Annotated in this window: 25 protein-coding genes and 1 pseudogene; 22 read left to right on the forward strand and 4 right to left on the reverse strand. The window is 33.8% G+C overall.

What is annotated here, in order from left to right; all coding sequences use genetic code 11:
- Positions 1 to 20: 20 nt before the first annotated feature.
- The 5 genes from DN392_RS19405 (at position 21) to DN392_RS19430 (ending at position 3,272) form a co-directional block, all read left to right on the forward strand.
- A complete protein-coding gene (locus tag DN392_RS19405) occupies positions 21 to 521 on the forward strand; it encodes a sigma-70 family RNA polymerase sigma factor (protein WP_088321177.1) in 501 nt (166 codons plus the stop codon).
- A complete protein-coding gene (locus DN392_RS19410) occupies positions 511 to 1,533 on the forward strand; it encodes an anti-sigma factor (protein WP_048566468.1) in 1,023 nt (340 codons plus the stop codon). Before DN392_RS19405 ends, DN392_RS19410 begins: the two co-directional genes overlap by 11 nt.
- Entirely contained in the window at positions 1,515 to 1,826 is a 312-nt protein-coding gene (locus DN392_RS19415; RefSeq protein WP_000417667.1) for a hypothetical protein, read from the forward strand. The genes DN392_RS19410 and DN392_RS19415 overlap by 19 nt, the downstream gene beginning before the upstream one ends.
- A 191-nt stretch (positions 1,827 to 2,017) precedes the next feature.
- Positions 2,018 to 2,554 (forward strand): C1q-like domain-containing protein, encoded by a 537-nt coding sequence (locus DN392_RS19425; protein ID WP_001278094.1) that lies wholly within the window; start codon positions 2,018 to 2,020, stop codon positions 2,552 to 2,554.
- 106 nt (positions 2,555 to 2,660) lie between these two features.
- Positions 2,661 to 3,272, forward strand: coding sequence for a hypothetical protein (locus DN392_RS19430; RefSeq protein WP_061672177.1), 612 nt, complete (start codon positions 2,661 to 2,663; stop codon positions 3,270 to 3,272).
- 876 nt (positions 3,273 to 4,148) lie between these two features.
- Here DN392_RS19430 and DN392_RS19435 read toward each other — a convergent pair.
- On the reverse strand, positions 4,149 to 4,343 hold the full coding sequence (locus DN392_RS19435) for a hypothetical protein (RefSeq protein WP_000729007.1): 195 nt from the start codon (positions 4,341 to 4,343) through the stop codon (positions 4,149 to 4,151).
- A gap of 268 nt (positions 4,344 to 4,611) precedes the next feature.
- Here DN392_RS19435 and DN392_RS19440 point away from each other — a divergent pair, with 268 nt between their 5' ends.
- The 4 genes from DN392_RS19440 to DN392_RS19455 all read left to right on the forward strand — a co-directional run bounded on the left by DN392_RS19440 (position 4,612) and on the right by DN392_RS19455 (position 8,222).
- Positions 4,612 to 5,625, forward strand: coding sequence for a glycoside hydrolase family 25 protein (locus tag DN392_RS19440; protein WP_048566467.1), 1,014 nt, complete (start codon positions 4,612 to 4,614; stop codon positions 5,623 to 5,625).
- Positions 5,626 to 5,802: 177 nt separating this feature from the next.
- On the forward strand, positions 5,803 to 6,654 hold the full coding sequence (locus tag DN392_RS19445; RefSeq protein ID WP_000727489.1) for a peptidylprolyl isomerase PrsA: 852 nt from the start codon (positions 5,803 to 5,805) through the stop codon (positions 6,652 to 6,654).
- A 489-nt stretch (positions 6,655 to 7,143) separates the two neighbouring features.
- On the forward strand, positions 7,144 to 7,362 hold the full coding sequence (locus tag DN392_RS19450; RefSeq protein WP_000864290.1) for a hypothetical protein: 219 nt from the start codon (positions 7,144 to 7,146) through the stop codon (positions 7,360 to 7,362).
- A gap of 524 nt (positions 7,363 to 7,886) precedes the next feature.
- Entirely contained in the window at positions 7,887 to 8,222 is a 336-nt protein-coding gene (locus tag DN392_RS19455) for a YolD-like family protein (protein ID WP_048566466.1), read from the forward strand.
- A 217-nt stretch (positions 8,223 to 8,439) separates the two neighbouring features.
- On the opposite strand, the gene gerPF is transcribed toward DN392_RS19455, so the two are convergent.
- A complete protein-coding gene (gene gerPF / locus DN392_RS19460) occupies positions 8,440 to 8,655 on the reverse strand; it encodes a spore germination protein GerPF (RefSeq protein ID WP_001141565.1) in 216 nt (71 codons plus the stop codon).
- A gap of 209 nt (positions 8,656 to 8,864) precedes the next feature.
- On the opposite strand from gerPF, the gene DN392_RS19465 reads away from it, so the two are divergent.
- The 5 genes from DN392_RS19465 (at position 8,865) to DN392_RS19485 (ending at position 11,573) form a co-directional block, all read left to right on the forward strand.
- On the forward strand, positions 8,865 to 9,200 hold the full coding sequence (locus DN392_RS19465) for a hypothetical protein (protein WP_001066867.1): 336 nt from the start codon (positions 8,865 to 8,867) through the stop codon (positions 9,198 to 9,200).
- A 62-nt stretch (positions 9,201 to 9,262) separates the two neighbouring features.
- The gene (locus DN392_RS30925; RefSeq protein ID WP_239661032.1) at positions 9,263 to 9,442 is read left to right on the forward strand and encodes a hypothetical protein; all 180 of its coding nucleotides are present in this window, start codon (positions 9,263 to 9,265) and stop codon (positions 9,440 to 9,442) included.
- 132 nt (positions 9,443 to 9,574) lie between these two features.
- Positions 9,575 to 10,282, forward strand: coding sequence for an SDR family oxidoreductase (locus tag DN392_RS19475; protein WP_001189474.1), 708 nt, complete (start codon positions 9,575 to 9,577; stop codon positions 10,280 to 10,282).
- 210 nt (positions 10,283 to 10,492) lie between these two features.
- Positions 10,493 to 11,152 carry a DUF6944 family repetitive protein gene (locus DN392_RS19480; protein ID WP_001069866.1) on the forward strand — a complete coding sequence of 220 codons (660 nt, stop codon included), beginning with the start codon at positions 10,493 to 10,495 and terminating at the stop codon, positions 11,150 to 11,152.
- Between the two features lie 208 nt (positions 11,153 to 11,360).
- On the forward strand, positions 11,361 to 11,573 hold the full coding sequence (locus DN392_RS19485; RefSeq protein ID WP_000990230.1) for a YqaE/Pmp3 family membrane protein: 213 nt from the start codon (positions 11,361 to 11,363) through the stop codon (positions 11,571 to 11,573).
- Positions 11,574 to 11,641: 68 nt separating this feature from the next.
- On the opposite strand, the gene DN392_RS19490 is transcribed toward DN392_RS19485, so the two are convergent.
- Positions 11,642 to 11,851, reverse strand: coding sequence for a KTSC domain-containing protein (locus tag DN392_RS19490; protein ID WP_000977083.1), 210 nt, complete (start codon positions 11,849 to 11,851; stop codon positions 11,642 to 11,644).
- Positions 11,852 to 12,316: 465 nt separating this feature from the next.
- On the opposite strand from DN392_RS19490, the gene DN392_RS19495 reads away from it, so the two are divergent.
- The gene (locus DN392_RS19495; RefSeq protein ID WP_061672172.1) at positions 12,317 to 14,824 is read left to right on the forward strand and encodes a transglycosylase domain-containing protein; all 2,508 of its coding nucleotides are present in this window, start codon (positions 12,317 to 12,319) and stop codon (positions 14,822 to 14,824) included.
- A 72-nt stretch (positions 14,825 to 14,896) separates the two neighbouring features.
- On the opposite strand, the gene DN392_RS19500 is transcribed toward DN392_RS19495, so the two are convergent.
- The gene (locus DN392_RS19500; protein ID WP_000270181.1) at positions 14,897 to 15,178 is read right to left on the reverse strand and encodes a hypothetical protein; all 282 of its coding nucleotides are present in this window, start codon (positions 15,176 to 15,178) and stop codon (positions 14,897 to 14,899) included.
- A 236-nt stretch (positions 15,179 to 15,414) separates the two neighbouring features.
- Here DN392_RS19500 and DN392_RS19505 point away from each other — a divergent pair, with 236 nt between their 5' ends.
- The 7 genes and pseudogenes from DN392_RS19505 (at position 15,415) to DN392_RS19535 (ending at position 23,570) form a co-directional block, all read left to right on the forward strand.
- Positions 15,415 to 16,560: an MFS transporter gene (locus DN392_RS19505; RefSeq protein ID WP_061672173.1), complete on the forward strand. Its 1,146-nt coding sequence runs from the start codon at positions 15,415 to 15,417 to the stop codon at positions 16,558 to 16,560.
- A gap of 68 nt (positions 16,561 to 16,628) precedes the next feature.
- Positions 16,629 to 16,819: pseudogene (locus DN392_RS19510) on the forward strand (hypothetical protein); the annotation flags it as partial.
- A gap of 396 nt (positions 16,820 to 17,215) precedes the next feature.
- Positions 17,216 to 18,337, forward strand: a complete 1,122-nt coding sequence (mmgD, locus tag DN392_RS19515; RefSeq protein ID WP_002108333.1) for a citrate synthase — start codon at positions 17,216 to 17,218, stop codon at positions 18,335 to 18,337.
- Between the two features lie 98 nt (positions 18,338 to 18,435).
- Positions 18,436 to 19,872, forward strand: coding sequence for a 2-methylcitrate dehydratase (gene prpD / locus DN392_RS19520; RefSeq protein WP_000598116.1), 1,437 nt, complete (start codon positions 18,436 to 18,438; stop codon positions 19,870 to 19,872).
- Positions 19,873 to 19,890: 18 nt separating this feature from the next.
- A complete protein-coding gene (gene prpB, locus DN392_RS19525) occupies positions 19,891 to 20,799 on the forward strand; it encodes a methylisocitrate lyase (protein WP_000312649.1) in 909 nt (302 codons plus the stop codon).
- A 154-nt stretch (positions 20,800 to 20,953) separates the two neighbouring features.
- On the forward strand, positions 20,954 to 22,663 hold the full coding sequence (locus tag DN392_RS19530; RefSeq protein WP_061672174.1) for an acyl-CoA dehydrogenase family protein: 1,710 nt from the start codon (positions 20,954 to 20,956) through the stop codon (positions 22,661 to 22,663).
- A 16-nt stretch (positions 22,664 to 22,679) separates the two neighbouring features.
- Positions 22,680 to 23,570, forward strand: coding sequence for an NAD(P)-dependent oxidoreductase (locus DN392_RS19535; protein WP_000719430.1), 891 nt, complete (start codon positions 22,680 to 22,682; stop codon positions 23,568 to 23,570).
- The last annotated feature ends 23 nt before the right edge of the window (positions 23,571 to 23,593 follow it).

The following is a 23,593-nucleotide window of genomic DNA, read 5'->3' on the forward strand; positions in this document are numbered from 1 at the left end:
TATATGAAAGGAGGAGGGGGATGGAGATTGAAGAAATATATAAGGTTTATATAAACGATGTGTACCGGTATTTATTTTCCCTTTCTCGTAGCCATCACGTAGCGGAGGACTTGATGCAGGAGACTTTTTATCGGGCGTATCTTTATCTAGAAGACTATGAAAACCAAAAGGTAAAATCATGGCTATTTAAAGTGGCATATCATACGTTTATTGATTTTGTTAGGAAAGAGAAAAAAGTAACTTTTGTAGGAACGGAAGAATTAGAGACAATACAAGCAGGGGAATCTACAGAAGAGTATGTAGTCGCAAAAAATAGTTACGAAAAATTAATTCATATTATTCATACTTTACCAGTGGTAGAGGCACAATCTATTTTATTATGTGACGTACATCAATTAACGTACGAAGAGGGTGCTACTGTATTAGATTTAAAGGTAAACACGTATAAAAGTCACATATTTCGCGGGAGAAAGAGATTAAAAGAATTGTTAAAGGAGGAAAAGAGTCAAAATGACAAATGATAAACCTCATTCTGAACAAGATGATTATAAAGAATTGTTACAAGAAGCTCTTCATCAAAGACCGGCTTCACTTCCTGATGGAAAACAGGAGCAAGTGTTGAAAATAGGTAAAAAAAGAGCGCGTATTACGAATGTTTTGATTGTATTTACTTTTTTACTACTTATTCAACCTATTATATATATATCTACACTCTTATATTATACAGTGGCACCTACAAACGCAATGGAGATACGGAATGTAGTAAATCAAACGTTAAGTGTAACAGAACCAAATGTATTTTTGAAAGATAGGGACATGGAGCAAACATTGCTGCCGCTTAGTTTGCAATTGCATTTTGATTTGTATAAAAGGGTAGGAAAGAAAGATATTCGAATAGGAGAAGAGAAAACAGATTATGTATTAAGTAGAGCAACGAAAGTAAGCCGTGAATATACAACAGATGAAAAAATTCCAGAAGTCCCATATATAGATAACGAGGTGTTGTCTCATCCTAATAATTATAATGCGTCCTATAATAGTAGCGAAGAAGCGCAAGTATTAAAGGGTCTTCCGCAAGAATCTGTTGTAGAAGCATTTGTATCTTTTAGAGAATTATTAAGTGTACAAGAGGTAACGAATATGTTTCCTACTATTGATATTGTGTGGTATGCCGTTAATACAGGATTAGAGGAGAAGCAAACGAATGAAGAGGGTATGTATGTAGCCCCGATTGGCTTTCCAGCAGATATGATTTCAAGGCCAAGTGGTGCTTTTGAAAGTGATTCACCTCATGAGGAACAATTTATTGATGTGTTAAAGTCATTACAGAAGCATGAAGATTTAGCAGTGAAGCTATCTAGAGCGAAAGTATTAGAGTTGTCAAAGCGTATTTCTTTCCTTGAAAAAAATGGGGTGAAAACATACGGGGCAGTTGTAACTGGGCCTAAAGTAGAAGTTGAAAAATTGATGAGCCACGAAAAAGTTAGAAAATTGAAAGTAGGTGAAGCGAGGTTATGGAATTGGCATTCTTAAAAAAAAGAAAGAATCATATTTATAAACAGGAATCGTGGATGGGGACTATTTCATTCATTATTGCTTTACTAGCGTTATTGTATTTGAACATTATATTGCTTATTCAAGAAACATTTATAGGTAAAGGTTTTTTGCAAATAGTTGGTATTGGAGTGGTGTGCTCAGTCATAGGCATGATCACAAAAAGCAAAAGTCGAAAATATGCATTGTGGGCATGTAGTTTATTTGTTTTTATGCTGTTGTTTGCTTTATTTGGATTTATGTTAGGTTGGATGATAAGTTTTGGGCCGTAAATATGTGGGAAAGAGCGAATGTAGATTTGCTCTTTTTTGCACGATACATCTAGGTTGTGTTTTTATTAATATGTTTTCCTCTCAAGTGTATATAAATAGGCGACAAGTATAGTGCTAAAACAATAGCTCGTCCAAACATTACGAATCCCTCTTACATAATATGTAGTAATAAGCATGAAAGGGGAACTAGTATGTCTTGCTATTACTACTGTAAGTATTGTAAAGAGTACAAAAAGAAACAGCATGATTGTTGTAAGAGCACGAGTAAGTGTAATGACAACGAGGAGAAGCTTGTTAGGGCATCTGCATTTAGAGCTAGAAATACGGTGAATCAAACGGTTCCTGCCAATACTTTTGTAAAGGTATTGTTCCAAAATGAACAATTTGATTTAGCAAATGAGTATAATCCAGTAACGTCTATTTTTATTCCGAAGACTAGGGGAGTTTACTCTATTATTGGAACGATTGGTTTCTTTCCAAACGATCCTAGCTTAAATTATAGAGCTCGTGTAGAAATTCGTGTAAATGGAAACGCAGCAATAGCTATAGATAATGACTTTTTCGGTCCAATAGGTTTTGGAAATGTAGTAAGTGTTTCGACGATTATTCAATTGAATGAAGGAGATCAAGTTGAGGTTTATGCACAAAGTAGCATAGACGGAGTTTTAAGTCCTTCAGAAGACGGCTCACATTTTGAAGCTGCAAGATTCCCTTCTCCAATTAAATAAAGTCGAGTAAACAAAAGAGAAAGAATAATCCTCACCGAAATGGTGGGGATATTTTATTCTATTGAAAATAGTAACAGTTTGTCCAAACTATTCTAATCTATATTGCATAGTATGTAATAATAAATTTAAAGGGGGACTTACTACGTCTTATTATTACTGTAAGTATTGTAAAGATTACACAAAGAAAAGTCATGATTGCTTTAGAAAAAATAGTCAATGTGATAGAAAGTATGTAAAAGTGAATTGTTGTGATGATAAGAAAGAAAAGCTTGTAAGGGCGTCTGCATTTAGAGCTGTTAATACAATGAATCAATCTGTTCCGGAAAATACTTCAGTTAAAGTATTATTTCAAAATGAACAGTTTGATTTAGCGAATGAATATAATGCAGCAACATCTATTTTTATTCCGAAGACTAAAGGGGTATATAGTGTATTAGGGAATATAACATTCTCTCCAAATGATTTTAATGTAAATTACAGAGCTAGAGTTGAGATTCGTGTGAATGGAAATCCAGCAATAGCAATTGATAATGATTTCTTTGGGACCGGTGTATTTTTTAACAATGATGTTTCAGTAACGTCTATTCTTCAATTAGAAGCAGGGGATTCAGTTGAAGTTTTTGCTGAGAGTAGTGTTGCTGGAGTAATTGTACAAAATGTTAATGGTTTGAATACGGTTCACTTTGAAGCGGCAAGATTCCCTTCACCAACTGAATAACGAAGACAATACAACACTTTTCAGTAGGTTTAGTTAATCCCCTTCACCAAATGGTGGGGGATTATTATTGTTTTTCTAAAATATATAAGTAAATCGGTTAAATATAGTTTGTTTCATGAGAATTTCACATGCTAGGAAGTAAGGTTGAAAGTGCTAGCTTATTATGAGTATTAGATATTCTGCAGGTAATAAAAAGCGTACAACGAAACGAGTAACATGGTTGTAAAAGTTCTTTGGTATTACATTTGCTAGCTGTCTAACGTAATAGAAAAGATATCTTGATTTATGTCCGTATAATTACGTTTTTTCTTTACTATATAGAAATTACATATTTAACAAAGGTTTGTGTAGGTATTGCTATTGTATGGAAAGGAATAACATTAAGGCGATTACACTATATAAAAATAAAATAAATCCTAAGATGAGAAGTATTGGATGCAATTTGAACATATTTGACCTCCTTGAGTATATAAAGATTTTAATACATCTATGGTCAATTTAGAAGGGATATATATTAGATGAATATAATGTTTGAGTGAATACAATAATGTAACAGAGGAGTGAAAGTATAATAAATAAAGGAGTATTATTGAGTTCACATTGATTAAATTGTTTATAAGTAAGCAGGATGGGGGATCGCCTGTGAAATATAAAAGTAAACAGGTTTATATATACAGGATGAGGGATAAATAAAAAAAGAGCATACATAAACAGTACGCTCTAAAGAAAGATAGGTTTTATGAGTGGATAATCTCCATACGATAATATATGCTCGGTTAACAAAAATGTGTGAAAAATCAATAGATTATCAATAGAATATCATGAAATGAGTAATTTTAGTCTTTTACTGAAGTCGTTTAGCTAATCAAAATATGATTAACAATTGGATAATGATCGTACTTCAGTTTCGTATTTCTTATAGTTTGGATATTGCGTAATAGTTTGACACTTAGGTGTGGAAAGTTGATTAATTATAGAAACATTTGTAATTACCTCGTTAAAAGGACCGAAAAATGTGATTTTTAGTTTTGAGTTTGGTGGAACTTTGACCACGATAGGTTTTTTTTTCATAAAATCAGCTCCTAAGACGCAGTATTGTATACTGCGTTTTTTGTTTAGATTAATATATAATATGAAATTTTTAGTTGAGTTGATAATGATATGGAGTTTAATGGTGTGATTAGATTATGAAAAATTAGTAGAAACTTAATTAAAAGATCGTATATTTTGAAAAAAATATAGATTTTCTTTATTTATAGTATAGATAGCTAGTATTAGGCATAAGGGGCTTTTAATAAGACAAGCTTTGAATATGATATTAAAAAGGGGATGAATTGTATTGGGGTATATTATCGATATTTCAAAATGGAATGGCACTATTGATTGGGATATTGCAGCATCTCAGCTAGATTTAGTTATTGCTAGAGTTCAAGATGGTTCGAATACGGTAGATTTTATGTATCAAAATTATGTGAATGAAATGAAGAAACGCAGTATTCCATTTGGTAATTATGCATTTTGTCGTTTTATATCTATTGCTGATGCAAGGAAAGAGGCACAAGATTTTTGGAGTCGTGGCGATAAATCTGCTAAGTTTTGGGTGGTGGACGTAGAAATTCAAACGATGATGGATATGCAAGGGGGGACACAAGCGTTTATAGATGAATTACGCCGTTTAGGTGCGAAAAAAGTAGGGCTATACGTGGGGCATCACACGTATGTATCATTTGGAGCACGTAATATTGAAGTTGATTTTGTATGGATTCCTCGTTATGGAGGAAATAAGCCAGCATATCCGTGTGATATTTGGCAATATACTGATTCGGGAAATGTTCCTGGTATTGGGAAATGTGATTTAAATCAATTAATAGGAAAAAAGTCGCTTTCTTGGTTTATAGGATCGGATCAAGTAAATCAATCTGTTCAATCCGGCAAAGAGGATACACAACAATCAACTGGTATTGGTATTGCGGTTTCGAAATATTCTGATGGATATGGCATAAATCTATATGAAAATCCTGCGAATCCTCAGTTTACAGGTACAATCACTCAAAAAACTCCATATTTAGTCTTACATGGTTATTGGGGAGGCGCAAATAAAGATATGATTTGCTTAGGCAATGATAAACAGTGGGTATATGTAAAACATTTTGATGTGAAATGGTTTTATGCATCTTCAAAATATCCCGTTGGGTATGGAGTTAATTACTATGCAGAGCCTGAATGTATAAATTATAAAGGAAATATTGATGGATCAAAATCTTTTCGTGTGTGGGGCAGAGCCAAAAATGCGGTAGATATCGGGCAAAATAATTGGATACCGGAAGAACATGTAAATATTAAGAGTCTATAGGAATACGTAAAGGGTCATTTTACTGATACATAGTAAGATGACCTTTAATATTTGAACAAAAAAGAACAAGATACATAGTTTATTCAAATGAAATGAATTACATGTGGAAAACACATTGTTAACACAAGTACATTGTATAGTTATTCTTATATAATAATAAAAGTGAGGTATTTTGAATTGAAAAAGAAAAAGCTATTTTTAGGAACAATTATTTCATGCGTAGTACTGGCATTATCGGCATGTGGTTCCTCAGACAACGTAGTAACATCAAAAGTAGGCAATGTTACAGAAAAAGAGTTAAGTAAAGAATTAAGACAAAAATATGGGGAAAGTACTTTATACCAAATGGTGTTAAGTAAGGCGTTGTTAGATAAATATAAAGTTTCAGATGAGGAAGCAAAAAAACAAGTAGAAGAAGCAAAAGAAAAGATGGGTGATAACTTCAAATCGACTTTAGAGCAAGTTGGCTTGAAGAATGAAGATGAATTAAAAGAAAAAATGAAGCCAGAAATTGCATTTGAGAAAGCGATTAAAGCGACTGTCACAGAAAAAGATGTAAAAGATAACTATAAACCAGAAATGAAGGTAAGTCATATTTTAGTGAAAGATGAAAAGACTGCTAAAGAAGTGAAAGAGAAAGTAAATAATGGTGAAGATTTTACAGCTTTAGCCAAGCAATACTCAGAGGATACTGGTTCAAAAGAACAAGGCGGAGAAATAACTGGTTTTGCTCCAGGACAAACGGTGAAAGAATTTGAGGAAGCTGCATATAAATTAAATGCAGGACAAGTAAGTGAGCCGGTAAAAACAACTTACGGGTACCATATTATTAAAGTGACAGATAAAAAAGAATTGAAGCCATTTGATGAAGTAAAAGATCAAATTCGTAAAGATTTAGAACAGCAAAGACTACAAGATACGACTGGAAAATGGAAACAACAAGTAGTCAATGATTTACTGAAAGATGCTGATATTAAAGTGAACGATAAAGACTTTAAAAATACATTTGAATTTCTAGAAAAGAAATAATGACTGTAATTAGAAAAGGGAACCTTTATAGGTTCCCTTTTCTAGTTAGTGTGTGAGTTATAAATAGATAGTAAGACAATATAATATTACATTTAAATATTAAGAATTACAATGGGAATTTATGTAATTGTTTTAAATTGGAATGATCAATGCTTCATAGAATGTTGATATTATAATGTTTCGTTTGCTTAATTTCATTAAATATAAAGTGGATTTATTAATTTCATCCCACTATTTGCATGTAGTCTGATTGGCGTGGGCTAATTAAAACCTGAATTGATTTAAGTTTTTCTTTATTGAAGTGGATAAACATAATTTGCAGAATGAAACATACAATAGTATTGAAAAAATATTGATGTGAAATGAAGTGAAAAGCAGAGCATTCTACTAAAAAGGATGTTCTTTTTAGTATGAAACTTTTAGGATAAAGAAAGAATGCTTTTAAACAAATTATTTAATAGATAAATATATTACGTAGGAGGAGAAAATATGAAAGTAATTTTTCAAAGAGAAGATGGAGGGAAGGTTTTTGAATCGTATGATGAAGATATAAGTAACTTATTAGCTATTTTAAAGGAAACGAAAGGGATTAAGATTGGGATGGTTGAGTATGAAGTATTAAAATACGAATTAGAGTATTTTCGTAACCCAAAAAAAGCAGTAACGGAGAGGGAATTACATATAATAGTACAACCAAAATATATGTAGTAAGGGGAGAATATGTATTCTTAAACAGTATGTACGAAAAGAGAGTGTTTACATTGCTCTCTTTTCTATAGAAATTTTGTGAGTTCGTTCTTTATAATATATGCTTTCATTTATAGTTGGTTAATAAACTTGAAAAATTAAAACTTTTATATAAGAAGTGAAAAGCTCATTTGATGAAGAAAAAATAAATGATGGATAAAAATATAATTTAAATCATTCCAAAAGAACGTAGGTTCGTGTATAATTAGAACGAATGTTCTTGTGTGTGCAGATAGTATACGAATAAGAAATAAAGTGAAACTTTAATTAGCGGGGTGTTCATCGTCCGTTATTTATTAGCTTTCACCAATTAAGCGTTTACGGGCAGTTGATTTTCGTCTTACCTCCTCGCATATAGCGGATTTTGAGGTAGGAGCTTCACTACCTGTTAATGCGGGATAAATATGAGCCTAGCAATTATTAACGAATAATCGAGGAACAATATGTGTGAAATAAAATGGATAAATGATCAAGGAGATAAATAAATGAATGATGTAAAGGTGCAGAAAATAGAAAGAGAATGGGTTCCATTTACAGTAATGTCGGAACAGTTATTAAGTATGCGAAAGATTGTTGGAGAGAAGTTTAAAGTACAAAAACCGTTCTTAACAAACGAAGCAAAAGAGAGAATTTCTGATAAATTATTAACGTCATTATTGTCTGAGAAAGAAATATTGGTGACATATTTTGAAGATGGTTACATCCTTACAAGTTATATGACAGTAGTGCATATAAACCCGCTAAAGTGCATTGTAATATGTACTGACGCATTTTATAAAACTTACGTATTTAATACTTCTGATATTATTGAAATAACGTAAAGGAAGCTGGAATTTCAATTTTAGCTTCCTTTACGTTATGTTAGATGAGGGATATAAATAATGAAAAGAAAAAGCAGCTAGCTTCATACTAGCTGCTAAGCCCCAGGGAAAGGGAGAAAAAGATAGGGTACTCCAAAAATCAATAATAGCTGTGTAACAGCCTGATTATAGTATAGACAAATTTATTATTCCTAAACAGTACGATGAAAAAATAGGACTAAGCTGTACCTACTTGGTTTTGATCTGCAAGGTCAGAATCAAAAGTATTAGTCGCGCTCACACCATTAAAAGTATTAACAACAAAACCAACATTTGAAGCACCAGATCCATTATAAGCCTTCGTATTTTCTTTCGGAGAAACATTGTAGAAATCGCCTAAATTAAATGAACCGTTACTATTTTGTACAACTAAATTCCCTACAACTGAGGGCATAGTTTTCACCCGCTTTACAATCATTTGTTAACACTACTATATGGTCTTATAGTCCAAATGGTTCATGTAACAAAAATTGTGGAATAGTAAAACGTTTGAAGTGTAGCTTAATCCTACAATAAAAGTATGTTAAAATTAATGTAAGGTCGATTAATTTAAAAAAACAATTGTATAATTGATATATATAAAATCAAAGGAGGCAAAATGTAATGAATAATGTTATAAAAAAAGTAGATTTAACAGATGCAAAATCAAGTAATCTTGTTGCACTTATTTATAGCAATGAAGTTATATTGGTTGAAGAAGCATTTTGTCCAAATGAAATAAAATTAAAGTTTAATGAAATTGCAATTTTATCGGCTATTAAAACAGCACATATAATGAAAGTATCCATCAGAAAAGAACTGGAAGCAATTTTTCATGACACTGGTGTTTTATTTGTGAAGCATAGTGTTGATTATGGAAATAGTCAATCTATCACTATGCATTTTGAACAATTCAAAAAGTTGCAAAATGAGATTGAGAATTTAAATAAAAATAGGTAATCAGACTAGATGAAGATTCTTTCATAGAGGTGAACTGTTCTATGATGAAAAATTAGTTTGAAATTTTTTCAGATGAATCTCACTGTAAGCATAAAAATGGTTTTATTAAGATGCAGGATAATGAAGATTTGAAAAGAAGTAATCTTGGTGTAGCTTTTATGTATCGGTGTGAGAAATGCGGGAAAGAGAAGCTGAAATATAAAAGCAATAACGAAATAAATAATGACTTTTTTGATATATAAGCAAGAGTAACTGTTATGGTTACTCTTTTTGCTTACATAAAAACTCCTACTAAAGTATGAAATGAGTTGATACTTTAGTAAATGGCTGAATGAAAAGGGAGAGTGTAAAATTTTATAAAGGAGGAGAGGTATATGCAGCGAAACGAAACTGGAAAAATTGTAATGATTACAGGAGTGACGCAAGGATTAGGTCGTGCAATGGTTGATCGATTTCATGAATTGGGATGGAATATATATGGCTGTGGACGTTCAAAAGATAAAATTGAAGAATTGAAAAAATATTACGGTAATATACATGATTTTCAAATAATCGATGTTTCAGACTCCCAGCAAGTAAGTAATTGGGCGAATTATATACTTCATAGATATAGAGCACCTGATTTGTTAATAAATAATGCATCGATTGTTAATAAAAATGCGCCACTGTGGAAAGTAACAGCTCAAGAATTCGAAAATGTAATGAATGTAAACGTAAATGGTGTAGTAAATGTAATTAGGGCATTTGTCCCAGCGATGGTAGCTAGGAAAGAAGGAATGATTATTAATATGAGTTCTAGTTGGGGCCGAGAGGGAGAAGCTGAGCTGGCGCCATATTGTGCCTCAAAGTTTGCAATTGAAGGTATCACGAAATCTATGGCACTTGAATTACCCTATGGTATGGCTGTTGTTGCTTTAGATCCGGGCGGAAGTATCAGGACCCCAATGCTGTATTCATGTGCACCAGAGTATGTAAATGAATCACCCACACCTGAAATGTGGTCACATCACGCGATTCAATATATATTAAATATAACAATAGATAAAAATGGAGCTTCATTGACATGCCCAGAATGTATGTAAATATATTTTGAATTGTATACGTATCTTTTAATTAGCATATTTTCAGTGATATACGCTTTGTCTAAAAAAAGTACCTTAAAGGTGCTTTTTTGTATGATTAACACGTTTTAGAATGCACAAAATTACATATAGAAAATAAATATGAGATAAAGGATGCCGTTTGTGTATGGCGAAAAAAAGCACTAGAAAATTTCTAAATAGGTGATAAAAATGAATCCAAGCGGTTTAAAAGTGACAGGAGCATGGTTTCAAGTAGGAGGAAATCTTACTGCGGCTATTGGGGCGACAAGAGGATTTCTTGGAGAAGAGAAAGTTGAATCGAAGATTGTAATTGTAGGAAGCTCATTACAAGCCCTCGGTTATATATTACAAATAATAGCGAGTAATGATACCGGAGATGAAGCTGAAAGAGAAAATCAAAATATGTGTTTGGAGAATAAAAGTGAAATGCTTGATAAAATGGGCATTGAATTATTAGCATTAGGGAATATATCAAATGTAATAGGAACATATTTTAATATAAATAAACAATTGAAAGAGAATGATTATCTCATAATTGTCGGGAACAGTTTACAATCGATTGGTGCTTTTTTAGGAGTAGAAGCAGCTTTGCTTCAGATGAAAGCAATACAGAGAATTATAATACTAGGTAATTCTTTGCAAAGTTTAGGTGCGGGACTTCAAGCGTATCAAGGTATTATTAATGTATCAAAGAATGAAATAGAAAATGAGGGCAGTATGGTTGATAAGAAAGATGAGAAGAGAATAGCACTCATTGGTATTTGGATACAAGCAATAGGAACTATTATTTCTGCGATTGGATTAACTATAATAGAGAAAGAAGAAAGATTAGAAAAAATAAAAATATGAAAATACACATTTGATAAAGGAAGGGGGATTTCAATTTTACATACGTGGTAAGATTAAAGTAGTAGGTTTTTAGGCATTGGAATAGAATATATAAGAGTAGAAAAGTTTTTTATGCTTAATTGGAATGTATGAAATATAAAAATAATTGGTTTTGTGAGCGTATGATAAGAAGAGAGATAAAAAATACAAAACAAGGAGTTTTCAAGAGATGATGTATTTACTGGCAATTCTACTACCACCAGTAGCCGTATTATTTTGCGGAAAACCATTTCAAGCGATAATTAACTTCCTATTAACATTAATATTTTGGGTTCCAGGAGTTATACATGCGATATTAGTTGTACATGATAAAAAAGCAGACCGGAGATTAAAAAAACAAATTCAAGCATATGATGAAATGAATAAGAGGAATAGAAGATAGCTAAGTCGTGAAATGATTGTAAAAAGAAAGGGGGACTACCTCCTTTCTTTTTTTCATTCTGTCTAAGTTTAAATTTTAGTATAGCGGTAAGAATTTTTAATATAAGTATTGTGATAATTCGTTTTAGACTGTGCGCTTAATAAACCGGTGTAAATGTTTTCAGGCACGTTAAAGAAATCATACATTCCATTCTTTAATTGAATGCGTAAAATCATAGAAAAAGGATTATAGCCAACAGCAACAATATTTTTGGAACTCACGGGAGATAGCTTCATCATTATGCAACTCCTCACTTTTCATTTTTAATAATTTCTTGTAGATGTTGTGGTTGTGGTGTTGAAATCCTTATAATTAAAGGGGTATTATACTTATATACAATATATTAAATGTTCGTTATACGTAATGATAAGGAAGTTCACACGAAGTACATATCATTGTGCTATTTTTATTTCACCTTTGATTTATAAATAAGAAAATATTGACCATTTGAAAAAAAGGTATATTATTTATACGAGGTATGAAAAATTCACTTTTTACATTCTATGCTTCAAGGGGCAGCATTATTAGGAAAATAGAAGTGAAAATAGTTTGTATAAGAAGAATTCTAAAATTTATAATCTGTGAATTAGGAAAATATTGAATGCTCCAGGTCAATATACTTTCTTAATTAAATTCATTTTAGAAAGTGACCTCAATATTTTTAAGTAAATCAACGGGAGAATTGAAAGGCAGGAGAAAGTAACATGTCAGAAAATTATCGTTCTCGAGAGGAGCGACGACAAGTTAAAAAGAAAAAACAGCCAGCGTCTAAAACACAAAAACCAAAAGGTAAAACATCATTCTTTCGTAAGTTTTTGATTACTTGTTTATTACTTGGTATTGTTGGTTTAGTGGCGGGGGTTGCTACCTTCTTCGTAATGATTAAGGATGCACCAAAACTTGAGAAAGCAAAACTTGTTAATCCGTTATCCTCAAAAATTTATGATAAAAATGGCGATTTGGTATATGAATACGGGAAAGAAAAACGGACGAATGTTACGTATGATCAAATTCCTAAATTAGTAGAAAATGCATTTTTAGCAACTGAAGATGCACGTTTTTATGAGCATAGCGGAGTAGACTTTAAAGGTACTGCCCGTGCTGTTTTGGTGAGTCTTAAAGGAGATTACGGTTCACAAGGTGGAAGTACAATAACGCAGCAGGTTATTAAAAACTACTTCTTATCGATGGAAAAAACATCAAAACGTAAAGTTCAGGAAATATATTTAGCGTATAAGCTAGAACAACAGTATTCAAAACATGAAATTTTAGAAATGTATTTAAATAAAATTAATTTAGGAAACCGTTCATATGGTATCGCAACAGCAGCACGAAACTATTATGATAAAGATTTAAAGGAGTTAACATTACCAGAAGTTGCGATGCTTGCAGGTTTACCAAAAGCGCCGAATAACTATGATCCAACGAAAACAGAAAATGTTCAAAGGGCAACAGAAAGAAGAAATGTTGTACTAGGATTAATGAATCGACATGGTTATATTACAAAAGCAGAAATGGAAGAAGCATCGAAAGTTTCAGTAACGGATGGTCTTAAACCTGCAACTGAACTTCAAGCAATGCCATATCCTGCATTTATGGATGCAGTTGTGAAAGAAGTAGAAAAAGAATTGCCCGATGCTAATATTGGCTCAGATGGTTTAGAAATTCATACAACTTTGGATCCAAAAGCACAGAAATTAGCTGATAATATTTTAAATACAAATATTATTAATTATCCAAATGATAAATTCCAAGGTGCTTTCACATTTATGGATACGAAAACAGGTGAGGTTCGTGCTATAGGTAGTGGACGCGGTGAAAATAAAGCAGTATTTAAAGGGCATAATATGGCAATTGAATTAGATCGTGCAGCTGGTTCAACTATGAAGCCAATCTTTGATTATGGTCCTGCAATTGAATACTTAAAATGGGCTACGTATCATCAAATTGATGATTCTCCATTTAAATATTCAACTGGACAAGAACTTCGAAATGCTGACAGAAGTCATTTAGGCCCAATTACTATGCGTGAAGCGTTAAAAATGTCACGTAACGTTCCAGCAGTTAAAACTGCAAAAGAAGTAGGACTTAATAAATCAAAGGAGTTCTCTGAGAAATTAGGTATTACATTTGATTCAGCACCGAAAGAATCTACAGCGATTGGTACAAACGAAGTATCACCAACTGAAATAGCAGGTGCTTATGCGACATTTGGTAATGGTGGAAAGTATGCAAAACCGCATTTTGTTAAGAAAATAGTTTATCCAGACGGAAAATCACAAAGTTTTGAGCAAAAACCAAAACAAGTTATAGCTGACTCTACAGCATATATGATTACTGATATGCTTCGCTCAGTAGTAACATCAGGTACTGGTACAGCGGCAAATATAAGTTCTTTAGATGTAGCTGGAAAAACAGGTACAACAAACTATGATTCAAAACAATTAGCGAAATTTAATATTCCGGAAAGTGCAACTCGTGATAGTTGGTTTGCAGGTTATACGCCGCAATATACGATGGCAGTATGGACTGGATATATGAAAGATGGTAAAGACGAGTATATTAGTAGTAAAAATACGAAAATTGCACAACTGATCTTTAAAGAAATGATGAGTGAAATGGCTACGGATAAATCACGCTTTAAAATGCCTAGTAGTGTAATTCAAGAAGGCAGTGAGTTACGTATAAAAGGTGAAAAACGTGATTCTTCTCCAAATACGAGCGTACCGGATACAACGGAACAACCAAAACAAGATCAACAGCAAAAAACTGAAGAAGAGAAAAAGCAAGAAGAATTAAAGAAACAAGAAGAAGAAAAGAAACAAGAGGATCTTAAGAAGCAAGAAGAACAAAAGAAACTAGAAGAGCAAAAGAAACTAGAAGAGCAAAAGAAACAAGAAGAAGAAAAGAAACAAAATGAACAAAATAATGGAAATGGCCAAGGAACGACACCTCCAGCGAATAACGGAGGAGGCCAAGGAAATACACCACCTCCAGCAAATAATGGAGGAGGCCAAGGAACACCACCTCCAGCGAATAACGGAGGAGGCCAAGGAAATACACCACCTCCAGCGAATAATGGAGGAGGCCAAGGAAATACGACACCTCCAGCAAATAATGGAGGGGGTCAAGGAAATACAACGCCACCAGCGACCACACAACCAGATACTGGCGGGAATGCAGGAGAGGCTCCTGCTAATAATGGGCAATAAGAAAATTTTATGAATAATATTAAAAAGCACTTAAGATTTGTAAACATTACAAATCTTAAGTGCTTTTTTCGTTTAAATGTTAAAAGTACCATAGAAATTTTGGAAATAAACGGAAGGGAAATGATAAAAAACTTGAGCCTGAGGTAATGGAGGATAACTTTGGCTTTGAAAGGTGGTACTACTTGGATGTGCGCCATGATGCCAAAATGAGGGAGTAACTTGACCTGGAATTTGATATTGTTGCCAAGTTGCAGGAAGTTCAATTCCTACATCGGAACTAGCTGTATGAACGGCTGGAACGTGTATCCCAGGAGTCGAAGGAACGACGGCTGTTACTCTTGAAGATACCCACATAACATAATCACTCCTAAGTTGTGATAATAAAGTAGTATATTCTTTTCACGCGTATAAAGGTACATATAGATAGGACTTTAGGCTAATGTATACTTATAAAGTTGTAAGACCAATTTATATTGATGGTGGACCATTATTATAAAAAGTTACGTCTATTTACGGAGGGAAAAGGGACTAAGAAAATGTAAAATGGAGGTGTTAATTGCAAGAATATACGTGTTTATGGAGGAATTTTAATGGAACGATTATGGACGAAATCATTTATTCAAATGACTTTCGCAATGTTATTTTTATTTACAGGATTTTATTTACTTGTACCAACGCTCCCGCTCTTTATTAAAGAGATAGGCGGCAATGAATCACAAGTTGGACTTATGATGGGAATGTTTACCATATCAGCAGTTGTAATACGACCGATTATCGGAGGAATGTTAGATCAATATGGGAGAAGATCTTTTATTATTTTCGGACTCGTCTTTTTTGGGATAACGATGTATTCTTATAATTTAGCATCGACTATTGTTCTTTTAGCTGTTTTACGGGTTATTCATGGGGGGACATGGGCTGTTTCTACAACAGCTGTTGGAACAGCGATAACTGATATTATTCCAGATTCACGCCGTGGTGAAGGTATGGGTTGGTACGGGATGGCTATGACAATTGCAATGGCAATCGGCCCAATGATTGGATTATCGGTTGTACAAAATTATTCATTTCACGGCCTATTCTTGTTGGCAACCCTTTTATCCTTTATGGCAGTCCTATTATCGTCCATGACGAAAACGCCATTCACACCACAAAAAGAAAAAGGGAAAATGCAGTTGTTTGAAAAATCGGTTCTATCCATTACAATTGTAGTTTTCTTTTTATCATTTGCATATGGAGGGATTACGACGTTTTTACCGCTATTTGCATCTTCAATCGATGTGAATCCTGGGACATTCTTTCTTGTATATGCAGTTGCTTTAACGATTGTAAGACCAATTTCAGGAAAACTATTAGATAAGTATGGAGAAGTATTTATCATACTCCCGGCATTATGTATTACTGTTATCGCGATAGTTGTATTAATGATTTCAAATAGTTTAATAGGGGTAGTTATCGCAGCTGCATTATACGGTGTTGGATTCGGTTCAGCACAGCCCGCATTACAAGCAGCGATGCTTACAATTGTTGACCCGAGTAAGAGAGGAGTTGCTAACGCTTCATTCTTTACTGCATTTGATTTAGGGATTGGACTTGGTGCGATTTTACTTGGAGTTGTTTCGCAAATGTTTGGTTACCGTATTTTATTTGCAGGTAGTGCAATTTCAGGACTAATCGCTTTCATTATTTTTGTCATTTTTGTAAAACAGCGATTAGGTAAAAAAGAATTTGCGTAAACGGGAGTAACAAAGATGAAAATTTCAATTGAACTTAACGATTTACAATGGTTAAAGGATAACATAATAATAGTTCAATTCAGCCGGACTATTCTTTAGGGATAGTTTCTGAGAAATCAGATGGGGAAATCGTGTCAGTTGAGAAAAAAGTCATTCTATTTTGGGAGATGTTTATAATCTTTGGTACTTTAAAAACTATCATTTAGTTAAATGTTACTATGAGGAAACGGAAGAAATTCAATTTAATTATGTGAAATAATAACTTTTTTAAAAATAAATAAGTTTTATATAAGAATTATATTGATGAGATAGTGAAATAGATATCATGTAGAAACGAGTTGTATATGTGTACAGCTCGTTTTTTTTATTTTCTTAAAAAAATTGGTTGAATGATATATTCTGTGGGATTTTCTGATCCATCCTTATATTTTGTTTTAATAAGACGCATAAAGAAGTCAGTCCTTTCTTTATAAAATGTGAAAATTATTTTTAGAAAATTGTATTGCTACATCGGTAAAAGTATAGGAAACTTATCATTATAAAATAAATTGAAATCTTCTAAAAACTCTGATACATTGAAATAGAAATGTAGTTTCACGATTTTGTAAAGGCTTACAGTTATGTGCACGAAGATCTATTAGGATTGGAGGAAATAATGATGAAAGCTGAAGAAAAATTTTCCCCGGGATTAGATGGTATAGTGGCAGCGGAGACGAAAATTTCGTTTCTTGACACAGTGAAAGGTGAAATTGTAATTCAAGGGTATGATTTAATCGAACTCTCAAAAACAAAAGAGTATTTAGACATTGTGCACCTTTTATTGGAAGAACATCTACCAAATGAGGATGAAAAAGCAAAACTCGAAAAGAAATTAAAAGAAGAATACGCGGTACCAGAAGGTGTATTCAACGTATTAAAGGCATTACCGAAAGAAACGCACCCGATGGATGGATTGCGTACAGGTGTGTCCGCATTAGCTGGTTACGATAATGATATCGAAAACCGCTCGTTAGAAGTAAACAAAAGCCGCGGGTACAAATTATTGAGCAAAGTACCAAACATTGTAGCGAATAGCTATCATATTTTAAATAATGAAGAGCCAATTCAGCCTCTTCAAGAATTATCATATAGCGCGAATTTCTTCTATATGTTAACAGGTAAAAAACCAACTGAACTTGAGGAGAAGATCTTTGATCGTTCCCTTGTTTTATATAGTGAACATGAAATGCCAAACTCTACATTTACAGCGCGCGTTATTGCATCAACGCAATCGGACTTATATGGTGCTTTAACAGGTGCAGTTGCATCTTTAAAAGGTAGCTTACACGGTGGTGCAAACGAAGCGGTTATGTACATGCTTTTAGAAGCTGGTAATGTTGAGAAGTTTGAAGAGTTGTTACAGAAGAAACTATATAACAAAGAAAAAATTATGGGCTTTGGACATCGTGTGTATATGAAGAAGATGGATCCAAGAGCACTGATGATGAAGGAAGCTTTAAAGCAGTTATGTGATGTAAAAGGTGATTATACACTATATGAAATGTGTGAAGCTGGAGAAAAGATTATGGAGAAGGAAAAAGGAATTTATCCGAACCTTGATTATTATGCAGCTCCAGTATATTGGATGCTTGGTATTCCAATTCAACTTTACACACCAATCTTCTTTAGCTCTAGAACAGTAGGACTATGTGCGCACGTAATTGAGCAACATGCGAACAATCGATTGTTCCGTCCACGTGTAAATTATGTTGGCGAGCGACATGTACTTAGTAAATAAGAACAACTGGGGAGTTGTTAGCGCCGCCCGCTAGATGGGTGTTTGACCGACACCCATCATTAATAATAACGAATTTTCGACAGAAAGGGAAGAATAGTATGATTAAAACAAATGAAATTAAACAAAAAGATGCATTATTAGAAGAAATTGCGGATTATGTATTAAATAAAGAGGTAAATAGCGCAGAAGCATTCAGTACTGCTCGTTACGTATTACTTGATACACTTGGATGCGGAATTTTAGCACTACAATATCCAGAGTGTACGAAATTACTAGGACCAGTTGTACCAGGAACGATCGTGCCGAATGGTACACGTGTACCAGGTACGTCATATGTGCTTGATCCAGTGAAAGGTGCATTTAATATCGGATGTATGATCCGTTGGTTAGACTATAACGATACTTGGCTTGCAGCAGAGTGGGGACATCCATCTGATAACTTAGGCGGTATTTTAGCAGTTGCAGATTATATTAGCCGTGTTCGTATTTCAGAAGGAAAAGAACCATTAAAAGTACGTGAAGTATTAGAAATGATGATTAAAGCACATGAAATTCAAGGTGTACTAGCTTTAGAAAATAGTTTGAATCGTGTTGGTCTTGACCATGTATTATACGTAAAAGTAGCAACAACTGCTGTAGTTGCAAAAATGCTCGGCGGAACACGTGAAGAAATCTTTAATGCATTATCACATGCATGGATTGATAATTCTAGTCTTCGTACATATCGTCATGCACCAAATACAGGCTCACGTAAATCATGGGCAGCAGGTGATGCAACAAGCCGAGGTGTTCATCTTGCAATGACTGCTCTAAAAGGTGAAATGGGATATCCAACAGCATTATCTGCACCAGGCTGGGGATTCCAAGATGTATTATTCAATAAACAAGAATTAAAGTTAGCAAGACCATTAGAGTCTTATGTAATGGAAAATGTATTATTTAAAGTTTCATATCCAGCAGAGTTCCATGCACAAACAGCTGCAGAGTGTGCTGTGAAATTACATCCAGAAATTAAAGAAAGATTAGATGAAATTGATCGTATTACGATTACAACTCATGAATCAGCAATTCGTATTATCGATAAAGAAGGTCCATTAAATAACCCAGCTGATCGTGATCATTGCTTACAATACATTACGGCAATTGGTTTATTAAAAGGAGATATTGTTGCGGATGATTATGAGGATGTAGTAGCAAATGATCCACGTGTAGATGAATTACGTAATAAGATGGTTGTTGTTGAAAACAAACAGTACAGTTTAGATTACCTTGACCCGAACAAGCGCTCAATCGCCAACGCTGTTCAAGTTCATTTCAAGGATGGCACTGTAACAGAAAATGTGGAATGTGAATATCCACTTGGTCACCGTTTCCGTAGAGACGAAGCAATTCCAAAAGTTGTTCAAAAATTCACTGCAAATATGGCAGGTCATTATTCTAGTAAGCAACAAGAACAAATTCATGAAGTTTGTCTAAATGAAGAAAAACTAGAAAATATGAATGTAAACGAATTTGTAGATCTATTCTTAAATTAATAATAGGGGGAATTTAGAATGGCTTGGGTTGTGAATAAACAGTCAACACAAGAGGAGCTTGCGAATCGCTTCCGAGCTTTAGTAGAAGCAAATGAAATTTTGCAAATTCCAGGTGCTCATGATGCAATGGCTGCTCTTGTTGCGAAAAATACAGGTTTTTCAGCTTTATATTTATCGGGAGCTGCTTACACTGCAAGTAAAGGGCTACCAGATTTAGGAATCGTGACGTCTACTGAAGTAGCAGAGAGAGCAAGAGATCTAGTAAGAGCTACAGATTTACCGGTTCTTGTTGATATTGATACAGGATTTGGCGGTGTATTAAACGTAGCGAGAACAGCAGTAGAAATGGTGGAAGCGAAAGTAGCAGCTGTTCAAATTGAAGATCAACAATTACCGAAGAAATGTGGACATTTAAATGGTAAGAAACTCGTTACTACAGAAGAGTTAGTTCAAAAGATTAAAGCGATTAAAGAAGTTGCACCAAGCTTATATATTGTGGCACGTACAGATGCTCGCGGTGTAGAAGGCTTAGATGAAGCAATCGAAAGAGCGAACGCTTATGTAAAAGCAGGTGCAGATGCAATATTCCCTGAAGCGCTTCAATCAGAAGAAGAGTTCCGTCTATTTAATAGTAAAGTAAATGCGCCTTTACTTGCGAATATGACTGAGTTCGGGAAAACGCCGTATTATAGTGCAGAGGAATTTGCAAATATGGGCTTCCAAATGGTTATTTATCCTGTAACTTCACTTCGTGTTGCAGCGAAAGCATATGAGAATGTGTTTACTTTAATTAAGGAAACAGGTTCTCAAAAAGCTGCACTTTCAAGTATGCAAACGAGAAGTGAGTTATATGAAACAATTTCATATCATGACTTTGAAGAACTAGATACTGGAATTGCAAAAACAGTATTATCAGAGGATCAATAGATAAAACAACTAAGGCGATGAGAATACATCTTTGGCAAAACGAACTGCTTGATGTGACAATTCATCGCCTTCTGTTTTCAAAAATAAGAAATTCCACTCATCGTAGACGAGCATACGTAGTAGCAAGTAAGGCCGAAATGATAGGGGGATTCAGATGGAGAAAACAAAGTTACCGTGGGATGAATTTTTTTCACTTAATAAAGATGTGAATTATACTTTCTTTACGCCAGAAGATTTTTCAGGAGATGAAGATTTAATCGCAAAAACGACAGAACAATTCGTTAAACAAGAAATTGTTCCACAAATGGAGAATATAGAACAACATAACTATAAAATTTCTCGTCAATTATTTGAGAAAGCTGGAGAACTTGGATTATTAAGTATCGAAGTCCCAGAAGAGTACGGCGGATTTGAGTTAGGAAAGGCAGTTTCAGGGCTTGTAGCAGAAAAAATGGGATACGCTGGTGCATTTAGTGTTTCCTTTAATATACACGCTGGTGTAGGTACATTGCCTTACATATATTACGGAACGAAAGAACAAAAAGAAAAATATTTGCCGAAAATTGCGTCTGGAGAATGGATTGGGGCCTATGCTTTAACTGAGCCAAATGCTGGTTCTGATGCTTTAAGTGCAAAAACAAGTGCAGTATTAAATGAAGATGGTACTGCTTGGAAGTTAAATGGTGAGAAGCAGTGGATTACAAATGCTCATATGGCAGATGTATACGTTGTTTTTGCGAAGACAAATAAAGGAATGACAGCGTTTATTGTCGAAAGAACATGTGAAGGTGTATCCATTGGATTAGAAGAAAAGAAAATGGGGATTAAAGGTTCTTCAACGGCTACCCTAATTTTAGAAGATGTTGTCATCCCTGCTCAAAATGTTTTAGGGGAAGTTGGAAAAGGGCATCACGTAGCTCTTAATATTCTTAACTTCGCTAGACTAAAGCTGGCTTTTGGAAATATTGGAACAGCAAAACAAGCAATTGGTTTGTCGGTTCAATATGGAAAAGAGCGAAAACAGTTCCAAACGGAATTAGTAGATTTTACGATGATTCAAGAGAAAATTGCAAATATGATCATTGCTACATATGGAGCAGAAAGTGCAGCCTACCGTACAGCAGGTGTCATTGATGAAGCAATTCATGAGAGTGATGAAGATCTTATGAAGAAAATGTCTCAATTTGCAATTGAATGTGCACTTAATAAAGTAAATGCTTCTGAAACACTTGGTCATATCGTAGATGAAGCTGTACAAATTCATGGTGGTTACGGTTATATGCAAGAGTACGAGGTAGAACGATTATATCGTGATGCTAGAATTAGTCGTATTTTTGAAGGAACGAACGAAATTAATAGATTAACAGTTGCTAAAATGTTAATGAAGCAAATGGAACAAATTGAAGATACTGTAGTAGAAGTTGATGTAGCAAATGTTGAAAGAAACCATCGTTACATTTTATTATCGAAAAAATTGTTGAAACAATCTTTGAAAACGCTCTCTAAAACTTCAGGGTTAAAAATTGACCAAGAACAAGAATATTCACGTGTATTATCAAATATGTTAACGGACGTGTACGTCATGGAATCAGCATTTTTACGTACGAGGAAAGCAATTAGTAAAAATGGTGAAGAGAAAGAGCGTACGAAACAAATGATAACTGACGTTATTTGTGAAGAAGGCTATCGTAAAGTAGAAGAAGCAGCGATTTCTATACTTTCAGCGGCTGTCACAGAAGAACAAGATAGACACGTAATTTTAGCTGAAATTCGTCAATTATTAGTGCCTTTATACACGAACGTGTTTACGAAAAAGAGAGAAATTGCGAGAGCTATTATAAATCGCGGAAAGTATATTGTGTAAATAGGAGGAAAGCGATATGAAAAAGATTGGCTTTATCGGTTTAGGTAACATGGGTCTTCCAATGTCTAAAAATTTAGTTAAATCAAGTTACACAGTATACGGTGTGGATTTAAATAAAGAGGCCGAAGCTTCCTTTGAAAATGAAGGAGGAATTATTGGCTTATCAATCTCGAAACTAGCAGAAACATGCGATGTGATTTTTACAAGTTTACCTTCACCTCGCGCTGTTGAAGCGGTGTATTTTGGGGAAGAAGGATTATTTGAAAATAGCCACTCGAATGTAGTTTTAATTGATACCAGTACTGTATCTCCACAATTAAACAAACAGTTAGAGGAAGCTGCAAAGGAAAAGAAAGTAGACTTTTTAGCAGCGCCTGTTAGTGGTGGGGTAATTGGAGCTGAAAACCGTACATTAACGTTTATGGTTGGTGGATCGAAAGAAGTGTATGAGAAAACGGAATCTATCATGGGCGTACTAGGCGCGAATGTTTTCCATGTTAGTGAGCAGATTGATAGTGGCACAACAGTTAAATTAATTAATAACCTATTAATTGGTTTTTATACAGCTGGTGTGAGTGAAGCTTTAACATTAGCGAAAAAGAATAATATGGATTTAGATAAAATGTTTGATATTTTAAATGTAAGTTACGGTCAAAGTAGAATTTATGAGCGTAATTATAAAAGTTTCATTGCAACTGAAAACTACGATCCAGGCTTTACTGTGAATTTATTAAAGAAAGATTTAGGATTTGCAGTAGATTTAGCGAAAGAAAGCGAACTTCACTTACCAGTAAGCGAAATGCTATTAAACGTATATGAAGAAGCAAGTGAGGCAGGGTATGGTGAAAACGATATGGCTGCTTTATATAAGAAAGTTAGTGAACAGTTAATTTCTAATCAAAAATAATAGACTTATGTACATCATAAAAA

Source organism: Bacillus sp. BB51/4, assembly GCF_008368845.1.
GTDB classification, from domain to species: Bacteria; Bacillota; Bacilli; order Bacillales; family Bacillaceae_G; genus Bacillus_A; species Bacillus_A wiedmannii.

Bases quoted from the DNA above. Each gene is read 5' to 3' on its own strand.
- DN392_RS19405 (WP_088321177.1), top strand. From the start codon at position 21: ATGGAGATTGAAGAAATATATAAGGTTTATATAAACGATGTGTACCGG.
- DN392_RS19410 (WP_048566468.1), top strand. From the start codon at position 511: ATGACAAATGATAAACCTCATTCTGAACAAGATGATTATAAAGAATTG.
- DN392_RS19415 (WP_000417667.1), top strand. From the start codon at position 1,515: ATGGAATTGGCATTCTTAAAAAAAAGAAAGAATCATATTTATAAACAG.
- DN392_RS19425 (WP_001278094.1), top strand. From the start codon at position 2,018: ATGTCTTGCTATTACTACTGTAAGTATTGTAAAGAGTACAAAAAGAAA.
- DN392_RS19435 (WP_000729007.1), bottom strand. From the start codon at position 4,343: ATGAAAAAAAAACCTATCGTGGTCAAAGTTCCACCAAACTCAAAACTA.
- DN392_RS19450 (WP_000864290.1), top strand. From the start codon at position 7,144: ATGAAAGTAATTTTTCAAAGAGAAGATGGAGGGAAGGTTTTTGAATCG.
- DN392_RS19455 (WP_048566466.1), top strand. From the start codon at position 7,887: ATGAATGATGTAAAGGTGCAGAAAATAGAAAGAGAATGGGTTCCATTT.
- gerPF (WP_001141565.1), bottom strand. From the start codon at position 8,655: ATGCCCTCAGTTGTAGGGAATTTAGTTGTACAAAATAGTAACGGTTCA.
- DN392_RS19465 (WP_001066867.1), top strand. From the start codon at position 8,865: ATGAATAATGTTATAAAAAAAGTAGATTTAACAGATGCAAAATCAAGT.
- DN392_RS19475 (WP_001189474.1), top strand. From the start codon at position 9,575: ATGCAGCGAAACGAAACTGGAAAAATTGTAATGATTACAGGAGTGACG.
- DN392_RS19480 (WP_001069866.1), top strand. From the start codon at position 10,493: ATGAATCCAAGCGGTTTAAAAGTGACAGGAGCATGGTTTCAAGTAGGA.
- DN392_RS19485 (WP_000990230.1), top strand. From the start codon at position 11,361: ATGATGTATTTACTGGCAATTCTACTACCACCAGTAGCCGTATTATTT.
- DN392_RS19490 (WP_000977083.1), bottom strand. From the start codon at position 11,851: ATGATGAAGCTATCTCCCGTGAGTTCCAAAAATATTGTTGCTGTTGGC.
- DN392_RS19495 (WP_061672172.1), top strand. From the start codon at position 12,317: ATGTCAGAAAATTATCGTTCTCGAGAGGAGCGACGACAAGTTAAAAAG.
- DN392_RS19500 (WP_000270181.1), bottom strand. From the start codon at position 15,178: ATGTGGGTATCTTCAAGAGTAACAGCCGTCGTTCCTTCGACTCCTGGG.
- DN392_RS19505 (WP_061672173.1), top strand. From the start codon at position 15,415: ATGGAACGATTATGGACGAAATCATTTATTCAAATGACTTTCGCAATG.
- mmgD (WP_002108333.1), top strand. From the start codon at position 17,216: ATGATGAAAGCTGAAGAAAAATTTTCCCCGGGATTAGATGGTATAGTG.
- prpD (WP_000598116.1), top strand. From the start codon at position 18,436: ATGATTAAAACAAATGAAATTAAACAAAAAGATGCATTATTAGAAGAA.
- prpB (WP_000312649.1), top strand. From the start codon at position 19,891: ATGGCTTGGGTTGTGAATAAACAGTCAACACAAGAGGAGCTTGCGAAT.
- DN392_RS19530 (WP_061672174.1), top strand. From the start codon at position 20,954: ATGGAGAAAACAAAGTTACCGTGGGATGAATTTTTTTCACTTAATAAA.
- DN392_RS19535 (WP_000719430.1), top strand. From the start codon at position 22,680: ATGAAAAAGATTGGCTTTATCGGTTTAGGTAACATGGGTCTTCCAATG.